Source organism: Pseudomonas sp. TZ252, from assembly GCF_056110345.1.
This window is the reverse complement of record NZ_CM148566.1, coordinates 5,795,474-5,819,403: the sequence shown is the minus strand read 5'-3', so window position 1 is coordinate 5,819,403 and position 23,930 is coordinate 5,795,474. Positions and strand designations below refer to the sequence as shown.

Genomic DNA, 23,930 nt, shown 5'->3' with positions numbered 1-23,930 from the left:
AGCGCGTTCAGAGACGCTGGAAGAGACCCGGGTAATCGATCACCAGGCCCTGTTCGTCCACCAGCAGTACCGCTTTGAACGCGCTGCCTTCGAGGTTCTCGTAGAGGTAGTGGCTGGCGTCCAGGCGGGTGTATGCCTGGCGCATGCTACGCGGCTCCAGGGCCGGGGCCTCGATGTAGAGCGCGCGGATTTCCGCGCGCTGGCCATCGGCCAGGCCCAGGCGGCGGATCGGGAAGGTGTTGGTGAAGGGGCTTGGCCAAATATCGATGTCCAGGCAACCGTCGAATGCCGGTAGCGCTTCGCCGTCGCCGTCCTGCCAGTGGCCGCGGCCATCGGCGAGCAGGTGCAGCTTGCGCACCCCGGTTTCGCTTTCGACGTGGAACACCGCCTCACGCAGATGCCAGTCGGCGTCCCAGCGCAGCCGGTAGTCCAATTGGTAGGGCAGGCCGCTGCGTTCGTCCGGCGCGCGCAACTGGCTTTCCGCCTGGTCGTCCTCCAGGCGCAGGGCCTCCCAGCTGGACGACGGCGAGCGCCACAGGCCGGCCCAGGTGTACAGACGGTCGCGACTCATGCGTCGAGTACCAGGCCGAGGCGCTGGCGCTTGGGCAGGCGCGCCACCACCAACTGATGGGAACGGACCAGGGCCTCGCGCAACTCCGCCGCCTTCATCGGGTAGGGGCGGGCCATGACGATCCAGTGCGCGCGCGCCAGGTAGGGCGCCGGACGGATGCCGGGGCGGTCGACATAGCCGAGGAACAGCTCGCTGCCGACCTTGAAGGCCAGGCCGCCGTCCTTGTCGACGAAGTCGAGGATGGCGAACATCTTGTTGCCGGCCACCGAGAACACCCGGTTCGAACCCCACTTGAGGTCTTCCCGGGCGCCGGGCAGTTGCAGGCAGAAGGCGGCGATCTGGTCGGCGGTCATGGACGCTCCGGTGGCGGTTCAGTCGCGGAAATACACTTCCAGGAGATGGTAGCCGAACTGGCTCTTCAGCGGACCCTGGAGCACGCCAACGGGTTTCCTGAAGATGGCATTGTCGATGGACCTGACCATCTGCCCCGGGCGCACCTCGCCGAGGTCGCCGCCGCGCTTGCCGGACGGGCAGGTCGAATGCTTCTTCGCCAGCGTGGCGAAGTCCTCGCCCTTGGCCAGGCGCTGCTTCAGTTGCGCGGCCTCGGCTTCGGTCTTGACCAGGATGTGGCGGGCCATGGCGACGGGCATGGAATTACCTTTTGCGGTAGGACGGAACGCGCATTCTAGCCCAGGCTCGCCGCGGCTTCAGTCGCGCAGTTCGGCGAGGTCGCGATAAAGCTCCAGCGCCTGCGGGTTGGCCAGGGCGTCGGTGTTCTTCACCGGGCGGCCGTGGATCACGTTGCGCACCGCAAGCTCGACGATCTTGCCGCTCAGGGTGCGCGGGATATCGGCGACCTGGATGATCTTCGCCGGTACGTGGCGCGGCGTGGCGTTGGCGCGGATGGTCTGGCGGATGCGTTCGCGCAGCGGCTCGTCGAGTCGCACGCCGTCGCGCAGGCGGACGAACAGCAGCACACGCACATCGCCCTGCCAGTCCTGGCCGATGGCGATGGACTCGAGGACTTCCTCGACCTTTTCCACCTGGCGGTAGATTTCCGCGGTGCCGATGCGCACGCCGCCGGGATTGAGCACCGCGTCGGAGCGGCCGTGGATGACCAGCCCGCCGTGGACGGTTTCCTCGGCGTAGTCGCCATGGGCCCAGACGCCGGGAAAGCTGGCGAAGTAGGCGTCGTGGAACCTGGTGCCATCCGGGTCGTTCCAGAAGCCCAGCGGGATCGACGGGAAATGCCGGGTGCAGACCAGCTCGCCCTTGCCGCTGGCGAGGCGGCGGCCGTCGTCGTCCCAGATTTCCACGGCCATGCCCAGCGCCTTGCATTGCAGTTCGCCGCGCCACACCGGCAGCACCGGGTTGCCGATGGCGAAGCAGGAAACGATGTCGGTGCCGCCGGAGATCGACGACAGGCAGAGGTCGCTCTTCAGCTCGCGGTAGACGTAGTCGAAGCTTTCGTGGGCCAGCGGCGAACCGGTGGAGAGCAGTGTCCTCAGGCTGTCCAGGCGGTGGCTGTGGCGCGGGCGCACGCCGGCCTTCTCGAGCGCCGCCAGGTACTTGGCGCTGGCACCGAACACGGCGATGTCCTCGGCGTCGATGAGGTCCAGCAGGCGCTCGGGGCCGGGGTGGAACGGCGAGCCGTCGTAGAGCACCAGGCTGGCGCCCACCGCCAGACCGGAGGCCAGCCAGTTCCACATCATCCAGCCGCAGGTGGTGTAGTAGAACAGCCGGTCGCCGTCGCTCAGGTCGGTGTGCAGGCCGTGCTCCTTGAGATGTTGCAGGAGCACGCCGCCGGTGGCATGGACGATGCACTTGGGGACTCCGGTGGTGCCCGACGAATAGAGGATGTACAGCGGCTGCTCGAAAGGCACCGGGGTGAAGACCGGCTCGCCCTCGGCCTGGTAGAACCCGTCCCACAGCGCGACCTGCGCCTGGCAGCGGTAGTCCTGCGGCTGCGCCTGCGGACGGTCGTAGGGCACCACCAGCAGTTGCTCCAGGCCGGGCAGGCCGGCGAGCACCTCGTTGAGCTTGGCGGTCAGGTCCAGCGACTTGCCGGCGTAGCGGTAGCCGGCACAGGCGATCAGCACGCGCGGTTCGATCTGGCCGAAGCGGTCGATCACGCCCTGGGTACCGAAGTCCGGCGAGCAGCTCGACCAGGTCGCGCCGAGGCTGGCGGTGGCGAGCATGCCGACCACGGTCTGCCAGGTGTTCGGCATCAGCGCGGCGACCCGGTCGCCGGGGCCTATGCCCAGGGCGGCGAGGCGCTTCTGCAGGCCCGCCACGTGACGGGCCAGTTCGGCGTGGCTGAGCACCTCGCGGCGACCGTCTTCGCTCACCGCGATCAGCGCCGGGGCATCATCGCGGCGGCGCAGCAGGTGTTCGGCGAAATTCAGCGTGGCGCCGGGGAACCAGCGCGCCGAGGGCATCTGCGCGCCTTCCTCGAGGACCGCACGCGGCGGTTGCTGGAAGCGCACCTCGAAGAAGTCGACGATGGCCTGCCAGAACGCCTCGCGCCGCTGCACGCTCCAGGCATGCAGCGCCGGGTAGTCGACCAGGCCGAGGGCGTGCCGCTGGTTGACGAAGCGTCGGAAGGCCTCCATGCGACTGGCGGCGATGCGTTCGGCGGAAGGGCTCCAGAGCGGTGCGGGCATGGCGTGTCCGTCCTTGTTGTTGTTCCGGGACATGCAGGAAGCATAACCGGACCCGCCGCTGCCTGCCTCACTCCGTGGACTGGTCCTGCGGCAGCGCCAGCGAGCGCCAGTCGGTGCCATGCAGCAGCACGTCGCTGAGGGCCTGGGCGGCGGTGGACAGCTTGTGCTCGCTCAGCCGCAGCAGGCCGACCCGTCGCTGCACCTGCGGCGCGTAGAGCGGCAGGCAGCGCGCGCCGAGTTCCTGCATCTGCTGGATGCACAGGGTCGGCACGGCGCTGACACCGAGTCCCTGGGCGACCATCCGCCCGACCGTGACCAGTTGGTGGCTCTCGAACGCCACCGGCAAGCGACCGTGCTCGGCGGCCACGCTTTCTTCCAGGAGCAGGCGCACCGCCGAGGGGCGTTGCAGGGTGATGAAGGGCTCGCCGAGCAGTTCGCGCCAACTGACCCGCTCCTGCCCGGACAGCGGCGAGCCGGCCGGCACCACGGCGACGAAGCGGTCGCTGTAGAACGGGGTGAACTCGAGGTTTTCCAGGGACTCCGGCTCGAAGGCGATGCCCAGCTCGACGCGTCGGTTGCGGACCATCTCCAGCACCTGCTCGTTGATCACGTCGTGCACCGCCACGTTGACCCGCGGGTGGCGTTCGCGAAAGGTCTTCAAGACCAGCGGCAGCAGGTTGCCGGCGAAGGAGGGCATGGCGGCGATGGAGACCTTGCCCAGTTGCAGGGTGAAGTGCTGGCGCAGCAATTCCTCGGTATTGTCCCAGTCGGCCAGCAGGCGCAGCGCCAGCGGCAGCAGGGTCTCGCCCTCGGGGGTGAGGCTGACGCTGCGGGTGGTACGTTCCAGCAGCGGACCGCCGAGGCTTTCCTCCAGGCTCTTGATCGCCAGGCTCAGGGCCGGCTGGGAGAGGTGCAGGCGTTCGCCGGCCTGGGCGAAGCTGAGGCTCTGCGCCACGGCGAGGAAGGCGCGCAACTGCTTGACGGTCATTTATTTGTTTTTCTCATCAATGGATTGGAAAAACAAACTTAACAAATCAGTCCGCAGCGGAGAAGCTCTGTGCGACCCGGCAGTCAGACTGCCGCACGCACAATCACAAGAGCCGGAAGAGGCACAGCAGCATGAGCGGACTCGACAAGCGAGTAGGCAGTTACGAAGAGGCCCTCGAAGGCCTGACCGACGGCATGACCGTCCTCGCCGGGGGCTTCGGCCTCTGCGGGATTCCCGAGAACCTGATCGCGGAAATCCGCCGGCGCGGGGTCAGGGACCTCACGGTGGTCTCGAACAACTGCGGCGTCGACGGTTTCGGCCTCGGCGTGCTGCTGGAAGACCGGCAGATCCGCAAGATGATCGCCTCCTATGTCGGCGAGAACGCCCTGTTCGAGCAACAACTGCTCAGTGGCGAGCTGGAAGTCGAACTGACCCCGCAAGGCTCGCTGGCCGAGAAGATCCGCGCCGGCGGCGCCGGCATCCCGGCCTTCTTCACCGCCACCGGCTACGGCACCCCGGTCGCCGAGGGCAAGGAGGCGCGCGAGTTCAATGGCCGCCACTACATCCTCGAACCGGCCATCACCGGCGACTTCGCCATCGTCAAGGGCTGGAAGGCCGACCATTTCGGCAACGTCGTCTATCGCCACACCGCGCAGAACTTCAACCCGCTGGTCGCCACCGCCGGGCGCATCACGGTGGTCGAGGTGGAGGAGATCGTCGAGCCCGGCGAACTGGACCCGACGCAGATCCACACCCCCGGCATCTACGTCGACCGGATCATCCAGGGTCGCTTCGAGAAACGCATCGAGAAACGCACGCTGCGCGCCTGACGGCGGCCGCTACAACGACAAGAGGTTTCCCCAGATGGCACTTACCCGCGAACAGATGGCGCAGCGCGTGGCGCGCGAATTGAAGGACGGCTACTACGTCAACCTCGGCATTGGCATCCCGACCCTGGTGGCCAACTACGTACCGGAGGGCATCGACGTCATGCTCCAGTCGGAGAACGGCCTGCTCGGCATGGGCGCGTTCCCCAGCGAGGCGGAAGTCGACGCCGACATGATCAACGCCGGCAAGCAGACCGTGACCGCCCGCGTCGGCGCGTCGATCTTCGACTCGGCGCAGTCCTTCGCCATGATCCGTGGCGGCCACGTCGACCTCACCGTGCTCGGTGCCTTCGAGGTGGACGTGCGCGGCAACATCGCCTCCTGGATGATCCCCGGCAAGCTGGTCAAGGGCATGGGCGGCGCCATGGACCTGGTGGCCGGCGCCGAGAACATCATCGTCACCATGACCCACGCCTCCAAGGACGGCGAGTCCAAGCTGCTGCCGTACTGCACCCTGCCGCTGACCGGTTGCGGCTGCATTCGCAAGGTGCTCACCGACCTGGCCTACCTGGAGATCGAGGACTGCGCCTTCATCCTCCGCGAGCGCGCCCCCGGGGTCAGCGTCGAGGAGATCGTGGCGAAGACCGCCGGCAAGCTGATCGTCCCCGAGCACGTGCCGGAAATGAGTTTCTGAATCGCGGCCCGGGCGGCCGGCGCCTCCACGCAAGGCGCCGGCCGCGCGGACCGTCCTTTCCAGAGGGCGTAGGATAGGAGGCTGTCGCACCGTCTACGTCCACCCGCAGCGATTCGGCCCGGCCACGGGCGAATCCAGGAGAACCATCCATGCAAGACGTCGTCATCGTCGCCGCTACCCGTACCGCCGTCGGCAGCTTCCAGGGCTCGCTGGCCGGCATTCCCGCCCCCGAGCTGGGCGCCGCGGTAATCCGCCGCCTGCTCGAACAGACCGGTCTCGATGCCGGCCAGGTCGACGAAGTGATCCTCGGCCAGGTGCTCACCGCCGGGTCCGGGCAGAACCCGGCGCGCCAGGCGGCGATCAAGGCCGGCCTGCCGGTCGGCGTGCCGGCCATGACCCTGAACAAGGTCTGCGGCTCCGGCCTCAAGGCCCTGCACCTGGGCGCCCAGGCGATCCGCTGCGGCGACGCCGAGGTGATCGTCGCCGGCGGCCAGGAGAACATGAGCCTGGCGCCCTACGTCATGCCCGGCGCCCGCACCGGCCTGCGCATGGGCCATGCGAAGCTGGTCGACAGCATGATCGAGGACGGCCTGTGGGACGCCTTCAACGACTACCACATGGGCATCACCGCCGAGAACCTGGCGGAGAAGTACGGCCTGACCCGCGAGGAGCAGGACGCCTTCGCCGCCGCTTCGCAGCAGAAGGCCATCGCCGCCATCGAGGGCGGGCGCTTCCGCGACGAGATCACGCCGATCCAGGTCCCGCAGCGCAAGGGCGAGCCGCTGAGCTTCGATACCGACGAGCAGCCGCGCGCCGGCACCACCGTCGAGGCCCTGGCCAAGCTCAAGCCGGCCTTCAGGAAGGACGGCAGCGTCACCGCCGGCAACGCCTCCAGCCTCAACGACGGCGCCGCCGCGGTATTGCTGATGAGCGCAGCCAAGGCCAAGGCCCTGGGCCTGCCGGTGCTGGCGCGGATCGCCAGCTACGCCAGCGCCGGGGTCGACCCGGCGATCATGGGCATCGGCCCGGTCTCCGCCACCCGTCGCGCGCTCGACAAGGCCGGCTGGAGCCTGGAGCAACTGGACCTGATCGAGGCCAACGAGGCCTTCGCCGCGCAGTCCCTGGCGGTGGGTCGGGAACTGGGCTGGGATGCCGCCAGGGTCAACGTCAACGGCGGCGCCATCGCCCTTGGCCACCCGATCGGCGCGTCCGGCTGCCGGGTGCTGGTGACCCTGCTGCACGAGATGATCCGTCGCGACGCGAAGAAGGGCCTCGCCACCCTGTGCATCGGCGGCGGGCAGGGCGTCGCCCTGACCCTGGCCCGCGACTGATCCATCGACCTGCCGCTCGCGGCGTGATCGCGCCATGTCCTTTCGCGGGGGCATGGCGCGCTCGTGTCCAGGGAACGAGCGGCGGACGGCCTTGACCGTCCGACCGGCCCCGTACCGTTCCGCCCCTCGGGACGGCCGGGTGCCCAGGGAGCCGTAGCACACACAGGCGGCCCCGTAGTCGCCGAATAACAATAAAACCGAGAGAATCCGCGATGACCGCTATCCTTCCCATCCAAGAAAGCCGCTCCGCGCGCTTCGCCATGCGTTGCTCGAACTGGGCCGAGCGCTGGTTTCCCGACTCCTGGGTGTTCGCCGCCCTGGCCATCCTCATCGTCAGCCTGGCCGCGCTGGCCATGGGCGCCGGACCGACCGCCACGGCGAAAGCCTTCGGCGACGGTTTCTGGAGCCTGATCCCGTTCACCATGCAGATGGCCTTCGTGGTCATCGGCGGCTATGTGGTGGCCAGTTCAGGCCCCGCCTCGCGTCTCATCGACCTGCTCGCGCGGGTGCCGAAGAATGGCCGCTCGGCGGTCTGCTGGGTGGCGCTGGTGTCGATGCTCGCCTCGCTGCTCAACTGGGGCCTCAGCCTGGTCTTCGGCGGCCTGCTGGTACGCGCCCTGGCGCGCCGCAGCGACCTGCGCATGGACTACCGCGCCGCCGGCGCCGCGGCCTACCTCGGGCTGGGCGCGGTGTGGGCGCTGGGCCTGTCGTCGTCGGCCGCGCAGTTGCAGGCCAACCCGGCCAGCCTGCCACCGTCGATCCTGGCGATCACCGGGGTGATCCCCTTCACCGAGACCATCTTCCTCTGGCAGTCCGGGGTCATGCTGCTGGCGCTGATCCTGGTCTCACTGGTGATCGCCTACATGACCGCGCCGAGCGCCGCCAGCGCCCGCGACGCCAAGGATTGCGGGGTCGACGTGAGCTTCACCGCTCCGGCCAGGCTGGCGCCGACCCGGCCCGGCGAGTGGCTGGAGCACAGCCCGTTGCTGATCATCCTGCTGGTACTGCTGGCCGGCGGCTGGCTGGTCCACGAGTTCTCGACCAAGCCGGCGATCCTGGCGATCTCCGGGTTGAACACCTATAACCTGCTGTTCCTGATGCTCGGCGCGTTGCTGCACTGGCGCCCGCGCAGCTTCCTCGACGCGGTGGCGCGCGCGGTGCCGACCACCACCGGGGTGCTGATCCAGTTCCCGCTGTACGGCTCGATCGCGGCGATCATGACCACGGTCAACGGCAGCGACGGCGAGACCCTGGCCCACCATATCTCGACCTTCTTCGTACAGATCGCCTCCCACGACACCTACGCGCTGCTGATGGGCGTGTACTCGGCGGTGCTGGGCTTCTTCATTCCCTCCGGCGGCGGCAAGTGGATCATCGAGGCGCCGTACGTGATGCAGGTGGCCAACGAGCTGCAATACCACCTCGGCTGGGCGGTGCAGATCTACAACGCCGCCGAGGCGCTGCCGAACCTGATCAACCCGTTCTACATGCTGCCGTTGCTCGGCGTGCTGGGGCTGAAGGCGCGCGACCTGATCGGCTTCTCGTTCGTCCAGTTGCTGGTGCACATCCCGCTGGTGCTGGTGCTGCTCTGGGCCCTGGGCAGTACCCTGGCGTACATCCCACCGGTGATGCCGTAGCGCATCGGCGGACCGACCTGGCCCCGATAACTTCCTCTCCCTGAAGGGAGAAGGTTGGGGAGAGGGCAGCCGCGCCGGGAAACGAGGTATCGGCGGATAACGCCTATGGCGTTATCCGCCCTACGCAATGGGGCGGGCGAACTCCGGATGGTTCCCTCTCCCTTCAGGGAGAGGGTCTGGGGAGAGGCTGGCCGCCCCGGCTACTGCGCCACCCAGCCGCCATCCATGTTCCAGGCCGCGCCGCGCACCTGGTCGGCGGCTTCGCTGCAAAGGAACAGCGTCAGTCCGCCGAGTTGCTCGGGGGTGACGAAGGCCAGCGAGGGTTGCTTTTCCGCCAGCAGGTCATGTTCCGCCTGTTCGGGCGAGACGCCCTCGGCGGTGCGCGCGTCGATCTGCTTCTGCACCAGCGGGGTCAGCACCCAGCCGGGGCAGATGGCGTTGCAGGTCACCGGCGTGCGCGCCGTTTCCAGCGCCACACTCTTGGTCAGGCCGAGCACGCCATGCTTGGCGGCGACGTAGGCGCTCTTCCCGGCCGAGGCGACCAGGCCGTGGGTCGAGGCGATGTTGACGATCCGCCCCCAGCCGCGCGCGAGCATGCCCGGCAGGGCCAGGCGGGTGGTATGGAACACTGAGGACAGGTTGATCGCGATGATCGCGTCCCAGCGTTCCGTGGGGAATTCCTGCACCGGCGCCACGTACTGGATGCCGGCGTTGTTGACGAGGATGTCGGCGCCGCCGAAGGTCCGCTCGGCGAAGGCCATCAGTTCGCCGATCTGCTCCGGGCTGGAGAGGTCGGCCGGGTGGTGCTCTGCGCGCACGCCGCGGGCGCGGACCTGCGCCAGTGCCGCGTCGACCTCGCCGAAGCCGTTGAGGAGCAGGTCGGCGCCGGCCTCGGCCAGGCTCAGGGCGATGCCCAGGCCGATGCCGCTGGTGGAACCGGTGACCAGGGCGGTCTTGCCTTTCAGGGTCATGCTGTTTCTCCCGCTGGATGAAAAAAGGGCGGATCAGACCAGGCCGGTGGCGTAGAACAGCCCGATGACGAAGAACACCGCCAGGGTCTTGATCAGGGTAATACCGAAAATGTCCTTGTACGCCTCCCGATGGGTCAGGCCGGTGACCGCCAGAAGGGTGATCACCGCGCCGTTGTGCGGCAGGGTATCCATCCCGCCGCTGGCCATGGCGGCGACCCGGTGGAGGACTTCCAGGGGGATCTGCGCGGCGTTGGCGGCGGCGATGAAGGTATCGGACATCGCCGCCAGGGCGATGCTCATGCCGCCCGACGCGGAACCGGTGATGCCAGCCAGCAGGGTGACGGTGATCGCTTCGTTGACCAGCGGATTGGGAATGCTCTTGAGCGCGTCGGCCAGCACCAGGAAGCCCGGCAGCGAGGCGATCACCGCACCGAAGCCGTATTCCGAGGCGGTGTTCATCGCCGCCAGCAGCGAGCCGGCCACCGCGCTGCGGGTGCCTTCGGCGAGGCGGCTGCGGATCGCCGCGAAGCCGCTCGCCAGCACCAGCAGGATGCCCAGCAGCAGGGCCGCCTGCACTGCCCAGATCGCGGTGAGCTTGCCGACCTCGGTTTGCAACGGCGTGGCCATGCCGGCCAGTTGCAGGGTATGGACCTGGCCGTACCATTGCGGGATCCAGTGGGTGAACAGCAGGTTGGCGACCCCGACCAGCACCAGCGGCGAGAGCGCCAGCCAGGGATTCGGCAGGCGCAGGTCATCGGCGGTCTCCGGCTCGTTGCGCAGGTCGCTGCCGTAGCCTTCGCCGTTGCGCCGCGCCTTGTTCGCCTGGCGTCGCAGGTAGAGCATGCCCACGGCGAAGACGAACAGCGCGCCGAGGGTGCCGAGCCAGGGCGCGGCCCAGGCGTGGGTGCCGAAGAAGGTCGAGGGGATGATGTTCTGGATCTGCGGGGTGCCGGGCAGCGCGTCCATGGTGAAGGAAAACGCGCCGAGGGCGATGGTTGCCGGAATCAACCGCTTGGGGATGTCGCTCTGGCGGAACATCTCCGCGGCGAACGGGTAGACCGCGAACACCACCACGAACAGCGAGACGCCGCCGTAGGTGAGCAGCGCGCAGACCAGTACGATCACCAGCATCGCCTGGCGGGTGCCGAGCAGGCGGATCGCCGCCGCGACGATGGAACGGGAGAAGCCGGCCAGCTCGATCAGCTTGCCGAACACCGCGCCAAGCAGGAATACCGGGAAGTAAAGCTTGATGAAACCGACCATCTTCTCCATGAACACCCCGGTGAAGGTCGGCGCGACCGCGCTGGGATCGGTGAGCAGGACGGCGCCGAGGGCGGCGAGGGGGGCGAACAGGATGACGCTGTAGCCCCGGTAGGCGGCCAGCATCAGCAGGCCCAGGGCGGCAAGGGCGATGATCACGCTCATCGGGCATATCTCCACGGCGCTGCGGGGCGCGCTTCGCATGGGGAAGGCGCTCCGGGCCTGTTTCTTGTTGTCGAACGGTGCGGGCACCGGCGTGACGGCCTGGAACGGGGCAGGGCCGTCGGAAAGGCACGTTGCGATAACCGTGCCAGGCCCCAGAATCGCGGTTTTCGCGGGCTGCGGCGAGACGAAGGGGAGCGTGGGGAATAGCGTTGTCTCAAAATGGAGACGTAATCGAGCGAAAGTTCCGTGGCTATGCAGGTCTCAGTTCGTCTCTATTTCGAGACGAGTCCCGCTATCGAGACGAATGCCCAGCGCCACGATCTTCTTGTACAGGGTCGAGCGACCCAGGCCCAGGCGTTTCGCCGCTTCCACCACATTGCCGGCACTCTGCGCCAGGGCCCGTCCGATCAGGTCGCGCTCGAAGGCTTCGCGGGCCTGTTGGAAATCCCCGACCGGCCTGTCGTCCGCCGCTCGAGGCAGCTCCGGCAGCGGTTGCAGGGGCCCCAGCGCCGCGCCGAGGGCGGCGGCGTCCAGCAACGGTTGGTCGGCCAGCAGCAGCGCGCGTTCCAGCACGTTGCGCAATTCGCGGACATTGCCCGGCCAGGCATGCCGGGCGAGCAGCGCCAGGGCGTCGTCGCCGAGTTCGTGGAGACGGCCGTGGTCGAGGCTGTCGAGGATCGACTCGCAGAGCGCCGGGAGGTCGTCCAGGCGCTGGCGCAACGGCGGGATCTCGATCGGCAGGACGTTCAGCCGGTAGTAGAGGTCAGCGCGGAAACGGCCTTCGCGCATCGCCTGCTGCAGGTCGATGGAAGTGGCGGCGACCAGGCGGATGTCGCTGCGGATCACTTCGTTGGAACCCACAGCTTCGAACTCTTTCTCCTGTAGCACGCGCAACAGCTTGCCTTGCAAGGCCAGCGGCATGTCGCCGATCTCGTCGAGGAACAACGTGCCGCCCTGGGCCACCTGCAACTTGCCTGGCCGGCCCTTGCGCTCGGCACCGGTGAAGGCCCCCGGGGCGGTACCGAAGAATTCGGCCTCCAGCAGGCTTTCCGGGATCGCCGCGGCGTTCACGCTGACGAAGGCCTTGTGCGCCCGCGGCGAAGCGCTGTGGATGGCGTGGGCGAGCAGTTCCTTGCCGGTGCCGGTCTCGCCGAGCAACAGCACCGGCGCTTCGCTGGCCGCGCCACGACGGGCGCGGCGCTTGACTTCCAGGCTGGCCGGACTGGTGCCGACGAAGTGGCTGAAGCTGTACTTGGCCTGGCGCGCCTGCAATTGCGAGCGGGTCGAGGCCAGTTCGCGCTGCATGCTCAGGTAGCGGGTCACCAGCGGCGACAGCGAACGCAGTTCGTCGAGCAGGGCGAAGCCGATGGCGCCGATCACTTCGCCGGCGTCGTCGTGGATCGGCAGGCGCATCACCACCAGCGGGTCCTTCGCGCTGTCCATCATGTCCAGCAGGATCGGCTTGCCGCTGCCTACCACTTCGCGCAGCAGGCTACCGGGGATCACGCTTTCGCAGGGCCGGCCGATGGCCTGCGCCGGGTCGGCGAGGCCGAAACGCTGGGCGTAGCGCTGGTTGATCCAGACGATGCGGGCCTCGCGGTCGACGATCACCGTGCCTTCGCTGGAGCCTTCGACGATCTCGAACAGCGAACGGATCGCCTGCTGGCGCACGCGTTGGTAATCCTGGAGGCTGTCGGCGTCGTTCATCGGCGGCTCCTGCGGCGGACGGCGAAACGGCCCGCCACTGTAGCCGGGAAGCCGCTCGCGGTGAAGGCTCAGGATTCCTCGACGGCCAGCGCGGCGGCGCTTTCCCGCTGCGCCTGGGCGGCGGGCGAGCGGACCTGGAGGATCAGTAGCGCGGCGAGCCCGGCGGGAATCGCCGCAAGCATGAAGATGTTCTCCACGGATATGTGCATGCCCAGCAGCAGGCTGCCGAACAGTGGGCCGAGGATCGAACCGAAGCGGCCCACGCCCAGCGCCCAGCCGGTGCCGGTGGCGCGTACCTGGGCCGGGTAGAAGTTGCTGGCGAAGGCGTTCAGGGTCAACTGCCCGCCGATGATGCAGAAGCCGGCGGCGAAGACGAACGCCAGCAGCCAGCGCGGCTGGTCGTGGTTGAGGCCGAGGAGCAGGGTGAACAGCGCGGCGCCGGCGAGAATCGCCGCCAGCAGGCGGACCTTGCTGCGCAGGCGGTCGGCGAGCCAGGCCAGGAGCATCGCGCCGAGGGTGCCGGCGAAGAGGAACATCGAGGTCGCCAGGTTCGCCGCATTGCGTGTCAGGCCGCTTTCCTGGAGCAGCGAGGGCAGCCAGCTGACCATGAAGTAGAGCAGGATCAGGCTGACGAAGAAGGTCGCCCAGAGCAGTAGGGTCGGCCGCGCGTAACCGTGGCGGAACAGCTCCAGCACGGTCAGGCTTGCCGCCGGCTCGGCGTCGGCCTCTGCCGGCGGCGGCTGCCAGCCCGGCGCCATACGCTCGCTGAGCTGGCGCAGGCGGGCATAGGGCGGTGCGTCGCGGAGCAGGCGCGGCAGCGACTCCGGGAGGAACAGGAGGAGGAAGGGGAACAGCAGCAACGGGGTGACGCCGCCGGCGAGGAACACCGCCTGCCAGCCGAAGCCGTCCATGAAGGCGGCGGCGACGAAACCGCCGGCGGCGCCGCCGAAGGAGAAACCGCAGGCCGCCAGGGTGACCATCAGGGTACGCAGGCGCGGTGGCGAATACTCGGCCATCAGCGCCATGGCACTGGGCATCGCCCCGCCCATTCCGATGCCGCAGACGAAGCGCGCCAGCATCAGGCTTTCCAGGGAACCGGCGAAGACCATCAGGACGGTCAGGCTGGCGTAGATCAGCACGCAGCAGAGCAACACCCGGCGGATGCCGAAGCGGTCCGCCAGCGGCGTCACCAGCAGCGAACCGACGGTCAGGCCGAACAGGTTGGCGCTGAACACCGGGCCGAACGCGGCCTTGTCCAGGCCCCATTCCTGGGCCAGGGTCGGCACCACGTAGCCGAGCACCTGGGCATCGTAGCCATCGGTGACCAGCAACAGGGCGAGGAGCAGCAGCAACAGCCACTGGTAGCGGGACACGGGGCGCGCGTCGAGCGCCGCGCGAAAGCTGGCGATCTGGTTGTGCATCGCAAGGTACCTGAGGTTCTTATTGGTGATGGGGCGTCCGGCGGACGCCCCCCTTTATCTTCAGGAGCGGGACTCTGCGGTCCCTCAGGCGGCCGGGGTGTCCGGCTGGTTGGCCGGATGGGCCTGGCGGAACGCCGGATGGGCGGCGGCCAGGTCGGCGACCCGGCGGATCCGTGGCCAGGCGTCCAGCGCCACGCCGAAGCGCTCGGCGGCGTAGAGCTGCGGGACCAGGTAGACGTCGGCCAGGCCCGGCCGGTCGCCGAAGCACCAGCCCTGGTCGCCGATCAGTTGCTCGACGGCGGCGAGACCCTGGCCGACCCAGTGGCCGATCCACTGCCGGACCTGCTCTTCGTCGTGGCCCCACTGACGCAGCAGGTTGAGCACGCTGGCGTTGTGCAACGGGTGGATGTCGCAGCCGACCAGCGCCGCGACTCCGCGCTCGCGGGCGCGGCGCAGCGGATCGCTGGAGAGCAGGGCGGGTTGCGGGTAGCGCTCCTCGAGGTACTCGATGATCGCCGGCGACTGGATCAGCAGCTCGCCCTCGTCGACCTGCAGGGCCGGTACGCGGCCCTGCGGGTTGAGCGCCAGGTAGGCGGGTTGGCGGTGTTCGCCGCCGTCGCGGACCAGGTTGACCGGCAGCGACTGGTAGTCCAGCCCCTTCAGCGCCAGGGCGATGCGCACCCGGTAGGAGGAGGTGGAACGGTAGTAGGTATAGAGCTTCATCCGCGCGCCCCCGGAAGGGCCGCGAGCACCTTGCCGCGACATTCGCCGAAACCGATCGAGACATGTCCCTCGCGCTTGCAGCGAGCGCGGAGGATGACCTCGTCGCCGTCCTCGAGGAAGCGCCGGGTCTCGCCGGAGGCCAGTTGCACCGGCTGCTTGCCGCCAGCGGTGATCTCCAGCAGCGAGCCGAACTGGCCGGGCTCGGCGCCGGACAGGGTGCCGGAGCCGAACAGGTCGCCGGGCTGCAACTGGCAGCCATTGACGCTGTGGTGGGCGACCATCTGCGCCACCGTCCAGTACATGCTCAGGCTGTTGCTCAGGGTCAGGCGCTGCGGCGGCAGGCCTTTCTCGCGCAGGCCCTCGGTGAGCAGCAGGACCTCCAGCTCGATGTCGAAGGCGCCGTGGGCCTGGTCGTTGTCGTCGTAGAGATACGGCAGCGGCCGCGGGTCGCCTTCGGGGCGCGCTGGCTGGGCACGGCGGAACGGCTCCAGGGCTTCGGCGGTGACCACCCAGGGCGAGACGCTGGTGATGAAGCTCTTCGACAGGAACGGGCCGAGCGGTTGGTATTCCCAGGCCTGGATGTCGCGCGCCGACCAGTCGTTGAGCAGGCAGAAGCCGGCGATGTGCTCGGCGGCGCGGGAAACCGGGATGGCTTCGCCGAGGGCGTTGCCCTGGCCGATCCAGATGCCCAGCTCCAGTTCGTAGTCCAGGCGCGCGCAGGGGCCGAACACCGGCTCGCTGGCGCCGGCCGGCAGGGTCTGGCCGTTGGGCCGGCGCACTTCGCTGCCGGAGACGCGCACGGTCGAGGCGCGGCCGTGGTAGCCGATGGGCACGTGCTTGTAGTTGGGCAGCAGTGGGTTGTCCGGGCGGAACAGCTTGCCGACGTTCTCGGCATGGCGGATGCCGACGTAGAAGTCGGTGTAGTCGCCGATCCTGGCCGGTAGGTGCATTTGGCACTCGGCGGCCGGATGGAGCAGTTCCGGGCGCTCCGCGGCGCCTTCGCCGAGCAGCTCCAGCAGGCGCTGGCGCAGCGCCACGCGGGCCGGCTTGCCGAGGGCGAAGAAGGCGTTCAGCGCGCCGCCGCGGGTGGCTTCGGCGGCTTCGCCGGCGGCACCCTCGAACAGCCCGGCGGCCAGCGCCGCGTCCAGGTCGAGGATCGAGTCGCCGATGGCCACACCGCAACGCGGGCTCTGGCCGGCACGGCTGAAGATGCCCAGCGGCAGGTTTTGCAGGGGAAAGTCGGCATGCCCATTGGCGGAGGCGACCCAGCTACGAGTGGGGGTTGGCTGGTTCATGGGGTTATCTCCGTTGCGGGTTGAAGGTGGATACGAGCGACGCCCAGCAGGCATCGTAGTCATTCTGCAGGGCCGGCGTCTCGAGGGCGGCACGGCTCGGCCGGAGGACCTGGCTGGTCTCGAACATGAAGGCCATGGTCTGGTCGATCCTGTGCGGCTTGAGGTCGGCGGCGATGGCCTTGTCGCAGCTTTCCGCGTCCGGGCCGTGGGCGCTCATGCAACTGTGCAGCGAGGCGCCGCCGGGCACGAAGCCGCCGGCCTTGGCGTCATAGGCGCCCTGGATCAGGCCCATGAATTCGTTCATCAGGTTGCGGTGGAACCATGGCGGACGGAAGGTGTTCTCGGCCACCATCCAGCGCGGCGGGAAGATCACGAAGTCGATGTTGGCCAGGCCGGGGACGCTGGTGGGGGAGGTCAGCACGGTGAAGATCGACGGGTCCGGGTGGTCGAAGCTGACCGTGCCGATGGTGTTGAAGCGGCGCAGGTCGTACTTGTAGGGCACGTTGTTGCCGTGCCAGGCGACCACGTCCAGCGGCGAGTGGTCAAGCTCGCAGGCCCACAGTTCGCCGAGGTATTTCTGCACCAGTTGCAGCGGCTGGCGGCTGTCCTCGTAGCGCGCCACCGGGGTCAGGAAGTCGCGCGGATTGGCCAGGCCATTGCTGCCGATCGGGCCGAGGTCGGGCAGGCGCAGCGGCGCGCCGTGGTTCTCGGCGATATAGCCGCGTGCCTCGCCGTCGAGCAGCTCGACGCGGAACTTCATCCCGCGCGGGATCACCGCGATCTCCAGCGGTTCGACTTGCAGCGCGCCGAGTTCGGTGCACAGGCGCAGACGGCCCAATTGCGGGACCAGCAGCAGTTCGCCGTCGGCGTCGTAGAAGCAACGCTCCATCGAGCGGTTGGCCAGGTACTGGTAGATGCTCACGCCGGCGGGCTTGTCGCCGGGCGCGTTGGCGGCCATGCGCAGCAGGCCGTCGAGGAAGTCGGTGGGCTGCTCGGGCAGTGCCAGCGGGTCCCAGCGCAGGCGGTTGGGAGTCGGCGCATCCAGTTCGGCACCGGCGATCTGTCGTTCCAGGCGGCGGAACGGCGGATGCTTGGCCGACGGCGTGATGCGGTACAGCCAGGTGCGCCGGGCCTCGCTGCGAGCCATGGTGAAGGCGGTGCCGGAGAGCAGTTCGGCGTACAGGCCGTAGGGCGCTTTCTGCGGGGAGTTCTGGCCGACCGGCAGGGCGCCGGGGAGCGCTTCGCTGCTGAATTCGTTGCCGAAGCCCGATTGATAGGCGAGGGCAGTGGAGTCGAGGTTCATCTGAGGCCTCCGGGGAGTGGGGGCAGCTTGCCGCCGATCCGCCGGGGACCTGGCACGCTGGCTGCGTTATTTTTATCGTAATTCAATTACGCATAACGTAATTTGAGTGGAAGGCAGCGTCAAGCTATAACGTCGGCCCCGCCCGCAGGAACCCGCGTCCATGGAAAAGAACAGCAGTCCCGCCGAAACCTCCGGCAAGCAGAAGGTCCGCTCCGCCGAAGTCGGTACCGATATCCTCAAGGCCCTCGCCGAACTCTCCCCGGCGACCTCGCTGTCGCGCCTGGCGGAGCATGTGGGGATGCCGGCGAGCAAGGTCCATCGCTACCTGCAGGCATTGATCGCCAGCGGCTTCGCGGTCCAGGACGCCTCCACCAATCATTACTCGCTGGGGCGCGAGGCCCTGCGCGTGGGCCTGGCGGCGCTGGACAGCATGGACGTGCTGAAGAGCGCCGCCGCGCCGCTGGCCGAGCTGCGCGACGTGCTCAACGAGACCTGCTTCCTCGCCGTCTGGGGCAACCGTGGCGCCACCGTGGTACAGGTGGAACAGGCGGTGCGCGCGGTGACGGTGGTCACCCAGGTCGGCTCGGTGCTGCCGCTGCTCGGTTCGTCCACCGGCCTGGTGTTCGCCGCGTTCCTGCCGGAACGCGAGGTGGCCGAGCTGCGCGAGGAAGAGTTGGCCGGGCGCGCCGACCATCCGCTGGCCGACCCGGCGGCCTACGCGGTGCTGCTGGAGGGCATCCGCGCGCGCGGCCTGCATGCGATCCATGGGCTGCTGATGCCTGGGGTGGAGGCGCTCTCGGCACCGGTGTTCGACGCCCGCGGGCGGGTGGCGGCGGTGCTCACGGTGGTCGGCCCGGCGAGCATCTTCCAGGCCGAGGAGCAGGGGCCGGCGGCGGAACGGCTGCTTGCGACGACTCGGGCTATCAGTTGGCGGATGGGGTATGACGGCACCCAGGGTGGATGACGCAGTCTCCGAGCCTGGGCGTGATGCCGGGTAGGGCGGATAACCGCTCGCGGTTATCCGCCGCTTCTCAGGCCTTGGCCAGCAACGCTTTCGCCGCTCGCGACCCGTTGCTCTTGCCGAGCACCGCGCAGATACGCTGGCCGGCGTCGACCAGGGCGTGCATGTCGACCCCGGTATGGATCTCCAGGCCGTTCAGCAGGTAGAGGACGTCTTCGCTGGCGACGTTGCCGGTGGCGCCCTTGGCGTAGGGACAACCGCCGAGGCCGGCCACCGAGCTGTCGAATACCGCGATGCCTTCCAGCAGGCTGGCGTAGATGTTCGCCAGGGCTTGCCCGTAGGTGTCGTGGAAGTGCCCGGCGAGGCGCTCGCGGGGAACCTCGCTGGCCACCGCCTCGATCAGCCGGCGGGTGGCGCCGGCGGTGCCGACGCCGATGGTGTCGCCCAGGGACACCTCGTAGCAGCCCATCTGCTGCAGTTCGCGGGCGACCCAGGCGACCTGGCGCGGATCGACATCGCCGTCGTAGGGACAGCCGAGCACGCAGGAAATGTAGCCGCGCACCCGCACCTGGTGCTGGCGCGCCGCCTCCAGCACCGGTACGAAGCGCTCCAGGCTGTCCCTGATCGAGCAGTTGATGTTGCGCTGGGAGAAGGCTTCCGATGCGGCGGCGAACACCGCCACTTCCTTCACCCCCGACTCCAGCGCCGCCTCGAAGCCTTTCAGGTTCGGCGCCAGCGCCGCGTAGGTCACGCCGGGACGCTGGCGGATGCCGGCGAACACCTCGGCCGAGCCGGCCATCTGCGGCACCCACTTGGGCGAGACGAAGCTGCCCACTTCGATGTAGTCCAGGCCGGCGGCGCTCAGGTCATCGACCAGGCGGATCTTGTCGGCCACCTCGATCGGCTGTTTCTCGTTCTGCAGTCCGTCGCGCGGACCGACTTCCACCAGGCGGACCTTCTTCGGCAGGTTCATGCTGTTCCTCGTCTTGGCTGTCAGGCCTGGTTCTCGTCCAGCTCCACCAGCGGCGTGCCTTCCTCGACCAGTTCGCCCTCGCTGCAATACAGCGCCTTCACTACCCCGGCGTGGGGCGCGCGGATGCTGTGCTCCATCTTCATCGCCTCCAGCACCACCAGGGTGGCGCCGGCTTCGACCGTCTGGCCGGGCTCGACCAGGACCCGCACGATACTGCCGTTCATCGGCGCGCTCAAACCACCCTGGAGGGCATGGGCGGCCTCGGCCTCGGCGATCGGGTCGACGGCTTCGATGGCCAGCAGTTCGCCCTCCCATTCGAGGAACAACTGGCGTCCGCGGCGCAACGCCGCCGAGCGACGGGTGACACCGTCCACCCGGCTGACCAGGTCGTCGCCGTCCAGGCGATACTGGCTGGGGCTGGCGTGGCGCAGGCGGACGCAGCGGCGTTCGTCGCGGCAGCGCAGCATCAGGTCGGACTCCCGCGCCAGGGCGCTGCGCCAGCCGTCGTTGCGGCTCCACGGCGAATGCGGGTCGTCGTCGCGACGGTGGCCCGGTTCGCTCTGCAGCCAGGCTTCGGCGGCGGCTTGCCAGAAATGCTCCGGCAGCGCTTGCGGCGCCGGCAGCAGGTCGTCTTGGTGGCGCGCGATGAAACCGGTGTCCAGTTCGGCGGCGGCGAACGCCGGATGGCCGAGGATGCGGCGGAGGAACGCCAGGTTGGTGCGCAGGCCGCCGACCGAGGTTTCCGCCAGCATCGCCAGCAGGCGTTGGCGGGCTTCCTCGCGGGTTTCGCCCCAGGCGATCAGCTTGGCCAGCATCGGGTCGTAGAACGGCGAGACCTCGTCGCCTTCGCGTACCCCGCTGTCGACCCGCCGGCCGGGGCCGGCGGGCGCTTCGCGGTACAGCGCCAGGCGGCCGCTGGCGGGGAGGAAGCCGCCCTCGGGGTCTTCCGCGTAGAGCCGCACTTCGATGGCGTGGCCGTTCAGCGGCACCTGTTCCTGTGTCAGCGGTAACGCCTCGCCGCGAGCGACGCGGATCTGCCAGGCGACCAGGTCGAGGCCGGTGATGGCCTCGGTGACCGGGTGTTCCACCTGCAGGCGGGTGTTCATTTCCATGAAGAAGAACTGGCCGCGTTCGTCGAGGAGGAATTCGACGGTACCGGCGCCGACGTAGCCGATCGCCTGCGCCGCGCGTACCGCGGCCTCGCCCATGGCCCGGCGCAGTTCCGCGCCGAGACCGGGGGCGGGGGCTTCCTCGACGACCTTCTGGTGGCGGCGCTGGATCGAACAGTCGCGTTCGTTGAGGTACAGGCAGTGGCCATGGCGATCGGCGAATACCTGGATCTCCACGTGGCGCGGCTTCAGCAGGTATTTCTCCACCAGCATCCGCGCGTCGCCGAAGGCGGCCTTGGCCTCGCGCTGGGCGGAGGAAAGGGCCTCGGCCAGCTCGGCCTCGCGCTCCACCACCTTCATGCCCTTGCCGCCGCCGCCAGCGGCGGCCTTGAGCAGCACCGGGTAGCCGATGCGCCCGGCTTCCCGGCGGAAAGTCTCGAGGTCCTGGGCTTCGCCGTGATAGCCGGGCACCAGCGGCACGCCGGCTTCTTCCATCAGCGCCTTGGCGGCCGACTTGCTGCCCATGGCGTCGATGGCCGCCGCCGGCGGTCCGAGGAAGAGCAGGCCGGCTTCCTCGCAGGCGCGGGCGAAGTCGGCGTTCTCCGAGAGGAAGCCGTAGCCGGGGTGGATCGCCTGGGCGCCGCTGGCGAGGGCGGCGGCGATGATCCTGTCGCCGCGCAGGTAGCTGTCGACGGGCTTGGCGCCGCCCAGGTCGACGGCGATGTCGGCTTCGGCGACGTGGCGGGCGTGGCGGTCGATGTCGCTGTGCACGGCGACGCTGCCGATGCCGAGGGCGCGCGCGCTGCGCATCACCCGGCAGGCGATCTCGCCGCGGTTGGCGACCAGGAGGCGCTGGATGCTGCGGTAGTCCGGGTTCATGCGTCGTTTCTCCAGGCGGGCGTGCGTTTCTCCAGGAAGGCGCGCAGGCCTTCCTGGCCTTCCGGGCTGATGCGGATGCGGGCGATGGCCGCCTCGGTGTAGCGGCGCAGCGCCGGGCTCAGCTCGGCGGCCTCGACCTCATGGTAGAGCGCCTTGCAGGCGACCAGGGCGCGCGGGCTGTTTTGCAGCAGGTTGGCGATCCAGGCCTCGGCCTGGCTTTCCAGTTCGGCGGCGGGACAGCTTTCGCTGAGCAGGCCCAGTTCGCTGGCGCGGCGTCCGTCGAAGCGCTCGGCGGTCAGCGAATAGCGCCGCGCGGCGCGCTGGCCGATGGCCTTGACCACGAACGGGGCGATGGTCGCCGGGATCAGGCCGATGCGTACCTCGGACAGGCAGAAGGTCGCGTCGTCGCTGCCGATGGCCATATCGCAGCAACTGACCAGGCCGACCCCGCCGCCGAACACCGCGCCCTGGACCACCGCCAGGGTCGGCTTGGGCAGGTTGTAGAGATGGGTCATGAGTTCGGCGATGCGCTGGGCGTCGGCCAGGTTGCCCTGGTAGTCGAGGTCCACCGACTGCTGCATCCAGGCCAGGTCGGCACCGCCGCAGAAGTGCCGGCCACGGCCGCGCAGCACCAGCAGGCGGACCTGCGGGTCGCTGCCGACGCGATCGATGGCCTGCAACAGTTCGTCGATCACGACGGCATTGAAGGCGTTGTTCTTTTCCGCCCGGTCCAGCCACAGGGTGGCTACGCCGCGCGGGTCGATCTCAAGCTGGATGGTCTGGAATTCGCTCATGCTGGTCTACTCGTCACATGCGGAACACGCCGAAGGCGGTCGGCTCGATGGGGGCGTTGAGGGCGGCGGAAAGCGCCAGGGCGAGGACCTCGCGGGTCTGCGCCGGATCGATCACGCCGTCGTCCCACAGTCGCGCGCTGGAGTAGTAGGGATGGCCCTGGTGCTCGTACTGCTCGAGGATCGGCGCCTTGATCTTCGCCTCCTCTTCGACGCCGAGCTGCTGGCCGGCGCGCTCGGCCTGCTCGCGCTTGACCTGGGCGAGCACCCCGGCGGCCTGTTCGCCGCCCATCACGCCGATCCTCGCGTTCGGCCACATCCACAGGAAGCGCGGGTCGTAGGCGCGTCCGCACATGCCGTAGTTGCCGGCGCCGAAGCTGCCGCCGATCAGCACGGTGAACTTCGGCACCCGCGCGCAGGCCACCGCGGTCACCAGCTTGGCGCCGTGCTTGGCGATGCCGCCAGCCTCGTACTTCTGGCCGACCATGAAACCGGTGATGTTCTGCAGGAACAGCAGCGGGATGCCACGCTGGCAGGCCAACTCGATGAAGTGCGCGCCTTTCTGCGCGGCCTCGGCGAAGAGGATCCCGTTGTTGGCCAGGATGGCGATCGGATAGCCGTGCAGGTGGGCGAAGCCGCAGACCAGGGTGGTGCCGAACAGCGCCTTGAATTCGTCGAACTCGGAGCCGTCCACCAGCCGTGCGATCACTTCGCGCACGTCGTAGGGCTGCTTGCTGTCGGCGGGAATCACCCCGTACAGCTCCTCGGCGGGGTACAGCGGCGCGCGCGGTGCACGGCATTGCAGCTGGCCCTGCTTGCGCCAGTTGAGGTTGGCGACGCAGCGGCGGGCGATGGCCAGGGCATGGTCATCGTCCTCGGCATAGTGGTCGGCGACCCCTGAGACCTTGCAGTGCACGTCGGCGCCGCCAAGTTCCTCGGCGCTGACCACCTCGCCGGTAGCGGCCTTCACCAGCGGCGGCCCGGCGAGGAAGATGGTGGCCTGTTCGCGCACCATCACGGTTTCGTCGGACATCGCCGGCACGTAGGCCCCGCCGGCGGTGCAGGAGCCCATGACCACGGCGATCTGCGGGATGCCGCGGGCACTCATGTTGGCCTGGTTGAAGAAGATCCGGCCGAAGTGCTCGCGGTCGGGGAACACCTCGTCCTGGCGCGGCAGGTTGGCGCCGCCAGAGTCCACCAGGTAGATGCATGGCAGGCGGTTCTCCAGGGCGATGGCCTGGGCCCGCAGGTGCTTCTTCACGGTCAGCGGATAGTAGGTGCCGCCCTTCACCGTGGCATCGTTGCCGACGATCATGCATTCCACCCCTTCGACCCGGCCGATCCCGGCGACGATGCCGGCGGCGGCGACCTCTTCGCCGTAGACTTCGTGGGCGGCGAGGGCGGAAAGCTCGAGGAACGGCGAGCCGGGGTCGAGCAGGCGGTTGATGCGTTCGCGCACCAGCAGCTTGCCGCGCGCGCTGTGCCGGGCCTGGGCGGCGCTACCGCCGCCTTCGTGGATGCGGCCGAGGAGGGTGCGCAGGGCGTTGACCTGTTCCAGCATGGTCGCGGCGTTGGCCGCGAACTCGGCGGAGCGTGGATTGATCTGGGTGTGCAGGATGGCCATGGCGGTGGCTCCGTGTCGAGGTGGGCGGAAGCGGTTG

At 68.8% G+C, this 23,930-nt stretch carries 21 protein-coding genes; 5 read left to right on the top strand and 16 right to left on the bottom strand.

Going from position 1 to position 23,930, the window contains the following annotated elements; translation table 11 throughout:
- Positions 1–7 precede the first annotated feature (7 nt).
- The 5 genes from ACYAF3_RS26830 to ACYAF3_RS26810 form a co-directional block, all read right to left on the bottom strand.
- Positions 8–571 (bottom strand): putative glycolipid-binding domain-containing protein, encoded by a 564-nt coding sequence (locus tag ACYAF3_RS26830; RefSeq protein WP_003088555.1) that lies wholly within the window; start codon positions 569–571, stop codon positions 8–10.
- Complete coding sequence (locus tag ACYAF3_RS26825) at positions 568–924, bottom strand: MmcQ/YjbR family DNA-binding protein (protein ID WP_003111913.1); 357 nt, start codon at positions 922–924, stop codon at positions 568–570. Before ACYAF3_RS26825 ends, ACYAF3_RS26830 begins: the two co-directional genes overlap by 4 nt.
- Before the next feature lie 18 nt (positions 925–942).
- Positions 943–1,221, bottom strand: coding sequence for a peptidylprolyl isomerase (locus ACYAF3_RS26820; RefSeq protein WP_003088559.1), 279 nt, complete (start codon positions 1,219–1,221; stop codon positions 943–945).
- Positions 1,222–1,278: 57 nt separating this feature from the next.
- Positions 1,279–3,234 (bottom strand): acetoacetate--CoA ligase, encoded by a 1,956-nt coding sequence (locus tag ACYAF3_RS26815; protein WP_016253514.1) that lies wholly within the window; start codon positions 3,232–3,234, stop codon positions 1,279–1,281.
- A gap of 67 nt (positions 3,235–3,301) precedes the next feature.
- Positions 3,302–4,222, bottom strand: a complete 921-nt coding sequence (locus tag ACYAF3_RS26810; RefSeq protein ID WP_003120214.1) for a LysR family transcriptional regulator — start codon at positions 4,220–4,222, stop codon at positions 3,302–3,304.
- Between the two features lie 131 nt (positions 4,223–4,353).
- On the opposite strand from ACYAF3_RS26810, the gene ACYAF3_RS26805 reads away from it, so the two are divergent.
- The 4 genes from ACYAF3_RS26805 to ACYAF3_RS26790 all read left to right on the top strand — a co-directional run bounded on the left by ACYAF3_RS26805 (position 4,354) and on the right by ACYAF3_RS26790 (position 8,711).
- Positions 4,354–5,052 carry a CoA transferase subunit A gene (locus tag ACYAF3_RS26805; RefSeq protein WP_003088566.1) on the top strand — a complete coding sequence of 233 codons (699 nt, stop codon included), beginning with the start codon at positions 4,354–4,356 and terminating at the stop codon, positions 5,050–5,052.
- Between the two features lie 34 nt (positions 5,053–5,086).
- Positions 5,087–5,743: a CoA transferase subunit B gene (locus tag ACYAF3_RS26800; protein WP_128669641.1), complete on the top strand. Its 657-nt coding sequence runs from the start codon at positions 5,087–5,089 to the stop codon at positions 5,741–5,743.
- A 149-nt stretch (positions 5,744–5,892) separates the two neighbouring features.
- Entirely contained in the window at positions 5,893–7,074 is a 1,182-nt protein-coding gene (locus ACYAF3_RS26795; RefSeq protein ID WP_003121716.1) for an acetyl-CoA C-acetyltransferase, read from the top strand.
- Positions 7,075–7,286: 212 nt separating this feature from the next.
- The gene (locus ACYAF3_RS26790; RefSeq protein ID WP_003088572.1) at positions 7,287–8,711 is read left to right on the top strand and encodes a short-chain fatty acid transporter; all 1,425 of its coding nucleotides are present in this window, start codon (positions 7,287–7,289) and stop codon (positions 8,709–8,711) included.
- A 200-nt stretch (positions 8,712–8,911) separates the two neighbouring features.
- Here the strand turns inward: ACYAF3_RS26790 and bdhA are convergent, their stop codons facing one another.
- The 7 genes from bdhA to hmgA all read right to left on the bottom strand — a co-directional run bounded on the left by bdhA (position 8,912) and on the right by hmgA (position 17,556).
- Entirely contained in the window at positions 8,912–9,682 is a 771-nt protein-coding gene (bdhA, locus tag ACYAF3_RS26785) for a 3-hydroxybutyrate dehydrogenase (RefSeq protein WP_003144351.1), read from the bottom strand.
- Positions 9,683–9,715: 33 nt separating this feature from the next.
- Positions 9,716–11,107, bottom strand: a complete 1,392-nt coding sequence (locus tag ACYAF3_RS26780; protein ID WP_003088575.1) for a GntP family permease — start codon at positions 11,105–11,107, stop codon at positions 9,716–9,718.
- 261 nt (positions 11,108–11,368) lie between these two features.
- Positions 11,369–12,814 carry a sigma-54-dependent transcriptional regulator HbcR gene (hbcR, locus tag ACYAF3_RS26775; RefSeq protein ID WP_016263553.1) on the bottom strand — a complete coding sequence of 482 codons (1,446 nt, stop codon included), beginning with the start codon at positions 12,812–12,814 and terminating at the stop codon, positions 11,369–11,371.
- Between the two features lie 68 nt (positions 12,815–12,882).
- On the bottom strand, positions 12,883–14,235 hold the full coding sequence (locus ACYAF3_RS26770) for an MFS transporter (protein WP_003113504.1): 1,353 nt from the start codon (positions 14,233–14,235) through the stop codon (positions 12,883–12,885).
- A gap of 84 nt (positions 14,236–14,319) precedes the next feature.
- Entirely contained in the window at positions 14,320–14,958 is a 639-nt protein-coding gene (gene maiA, locus ACYAF3_RS26765; protein ID WP_003100402.1) for a maleylacetoacetate isomerase, read from the bottom strand.
- The gene (gene fahA, locus ACYAF3_RS26760; protein WP_012614230.1) at positions 14,955–16,253 is read right to left on the bottom strand and encodes a fumarylacetoacetase; all 1,299 of its coding nucleotides are present in this window, start codon (positions 16,251–16,253) and stop codon (positions 14,955–14,957) included. The genes maiA and fahA overlap by 4 nt, the downstream gene beginning before the upstream one ends.
- Positions 16,254–16,257: 4 nt before the next feature.
- A complete protein-coding gene (gene hmgA / locus ACYAF3_RS26755) occupies positions 16,258–17,556 on the bottom strand; it encodes a homogentisate 1,2-dioxygenase (RefSeq protein ID WP_003100397.1) in 1,299 nt (432 codons plus the stop codon).
- 160 nt (positions 17,557–17,716) lie between these two features.
- Between hmgA and ACYAF3_RS26750 the strand changes: the two genes are divergently transcribed.
- Positions 17,717–18,520: an IclR family transcriptional regulator gene (locus tag ACYAF3_RS26750; RefSeq protein ID WP_003111362.1), complete on the top strand. Its 804-nt coding sequence runs from the start codon at positions 17,717–17,719 to the stop codon at positions 18,518–18,520.
- Positions 18,521–18,587: 67 nt separating this feature from the next.
- Here ACYAF3_RS26750 and liuE read toward each other — a convergent pair whose 3' ends face one another.
- The 4 genes from liuE to liuB are packed head-to-tail and all read right to left on the bottom strand — an operon-like array spanning position 18,588 to position 23,893.
- Positions 18,588–19,490, bottom strand: coding sequence for a bifunctional 3-hydroxy-3-isohexenylglutaryl-CoA lyase/hydroxymethylglutaryl-CoA lyase (gene liuE / locus ACYAF3_RS26745; protein WP_017148978.1), 903 nt, complete (start codon positions 19,488–19,490; stop codon positions 18,588–18,590).
- A gap of 20 nt (positions 19,491–19,510) precedes the next feature.
- Positions 19,511–21,478, bottom strand: a complete 1,968-nt coding sequence (gene liuD, locus ACYAF3_RS26740) for a methylcrotonyl-CoA carboxylase subunit alpha (RefSeq protein ID WP_023109175.1) — start codon at positions 21,476–21,478, stop codon at positions 19,511–19,513.
- Positions 21,475–22,272 (bottom strand): gamma-carboxygeranoyl-CoA hydratase, encoded by a 798-nt coding sequence (locus tag ACYAF3_RS26735; protein ID WP_003088598.1) that lies wholly within the window; start codon positions 22,270–22,272, stop codon positions 21,475–21,477. Before ACYAF3_RS26735 ends, liuD begins: the two co-directional genes overlap by 4 nt.
- A 13-nt stretch (positions 22,273–22,285) precedes the next feature.
- Entirely contained in the window at positions 22,286–23,893 is a 1,608-nt protein-coding gene (liuB, locus tag ACYAF3_RS26730; protein ID WP_003100387.1) for a methylcrotonyl-CoA carboxylase subunit beta, read from the bottom strand.
- Between the last annotated feature and the right edge of the window lie 37 nt (positions 23,894–23,930).

What these genes read in the sequence shown, in the direction of transcription:
- ACYAF3_RS26830 (WP_003088555.1), bottom strand. Translation starts at nt 571, where the DNA reads ATGAGTCGCGACCGTCTGTACACCTGGGCCGGCCTGTGGCGCTCGCCG.
- ACYAF3_RS26825 (WP_003111913.1), bottom strand. Translation starts at nt 924, where the DNA reads ATGACCGCCGACCAGATCGCCGCCTTCTGCCTGCAACTGCCCGGCGCC.
- ACYAF3_RS26820 (WP_003088559.1), bottom strand. Translation starts at nt 1,221, where the DNA reads ATGCCCGTCGCCATGGCCCGCCACATCCTGGTCAAGACCGAAGCCGAG.
- ACYAF3_RS26815 (WP_016253514.1), bottom strand. Translation starts at nt 3,234, where the DNA reads ATGCCCGCACCGCTCTGGAGCCCTTCCGCCGAACGCATCGCCGCCAGT.
- ACYAF3_RS26810 (WP_003120214.1), bottom strand. Translation starts at nt 4,222, where the DNA reads ATGACCGTCAAGCAGTTGCGCGCCTTCCTCGCCGTGGCGCAGAGCCTC.
- ACYAF3_RS26805 (WP_003088566.1), top strand. Translation starts at nt 4,354, where the DNA reads ATGAGCGGACTCGACAAGCGAGTAGGCAGTTACGAAGAGGCCCTCGAA.
- ACYAF3_RS26800 (WP_128669641.1), top strand. Translation starts at nt 5,087, where the DNA reads ATGGCACTTACCCGCGAACAGATGGCGCAGCGCGTGGCGCGCGAATTG.
- ACYAF3_RS26795 (WP_003121716.1), top strand. Translation starts at nt 5,893, where the DNA reads ATGCAAGACGTCGTCATCGTCGCCGCTACCCGTACCGCCGTCGGCAGC.
- ACYAF3_RS26790 (WP_003088572.1), top strand. Translation starts at nt 7,287, where the DNA reads ATGACCGCTATCCTTCCCATCCAAGAAAGCCGCTCCGCGCGCTTCGCC.
- bdhA (WP_003144351.1), bottom strand. Translation starts at nt 9,682, where the DNA reads ATGACCCTGAAAGGCAAGACCGCCCTGGTCACCGGTTCCACCAGCGGC.
- ACYAF3_RS26780 (WP_003088575.1), bottom strand. Translation starts at nt 11,107, where the DNA reads ATGAGCGTGATCATCGCCCTTGCCGCCCTGGGCCTGCTGATGCTGGCC.
- hbcR (WP_016263553.1), bottom strand. Translation starts at nt 12,814, where the DNA reads ATGAACGACGCCGACAGCCTCCAGGATTACCAACGCGTGCGCCAGCAG.
- ACYAF3_RS26770 (WP_003113504.1), bottom strand. Translation starts at nt 14,235, where the DNA reads ATGCACAACCAGATCGCCAGCTTTCGCGCGGCGCTCGACGCGCGCCCC.
- maiA (WP_003100402.1), bottom strand. Translation starts at nt 14,958, where the DNA reads ATGAAGCTCTATACCTACTACCGTTCCACCTCCTCCTACCGGGTGCGC.
- fahA (WP_012614230.1), bottom strand. Translation starts at nt 16,253, where the DNA reads ATGAACCAGCCAACCCCCACTCGTAGCTGGGTCGCCTCCGCCAATGGG.
- hmgA (WP_003100397.1), bottom strand. Translation starts at nt 17,556, where the DNA reads ATGAACCTCGACTCCACTGCCCTCGCCTATCAATCGGGCTTCGGCAAC.
- ACYAF3_RS26750 (WP_003111362.1), top strand. Translation starts at nt 17,717, where the DNA reads ATGGAAAAGAACAGCAGTCCCGCCGAAACCTCCGGCAAGCAGAAGGTC.
- liuE (WP_017148978.1), bottom strand. Translation starts at nt 19,490, where the DNA reads ATGAACCTGCCGAAGAAGGTCCGCCTGGTGGAAGTCGGTCCGCGCGAC.
- liuD (WP_023109175.1), bottom strand. Translation starts at nt 21,478, where the DNA reads ATGAACCCGGACTACCGCAGCATCCAGCGCCTCCTGGTCGCCAACCGC.
- ACYAF3_RS26735 (WP_003088598.1), bottom strand. Translation starts at nt 22,272, where the DNA reads ATGAGCGAATTCCAGACCATCCAGCTTGAGATCGACCCGCGCGGCGTA.
- liuB (WP_003100387.1), bottom strand. Translation starts at nt 23,893, where the DNA reads ATGGCCATCCTGCACACCCAGATCAATCCACGCTCCGCCGAGTTCGCG.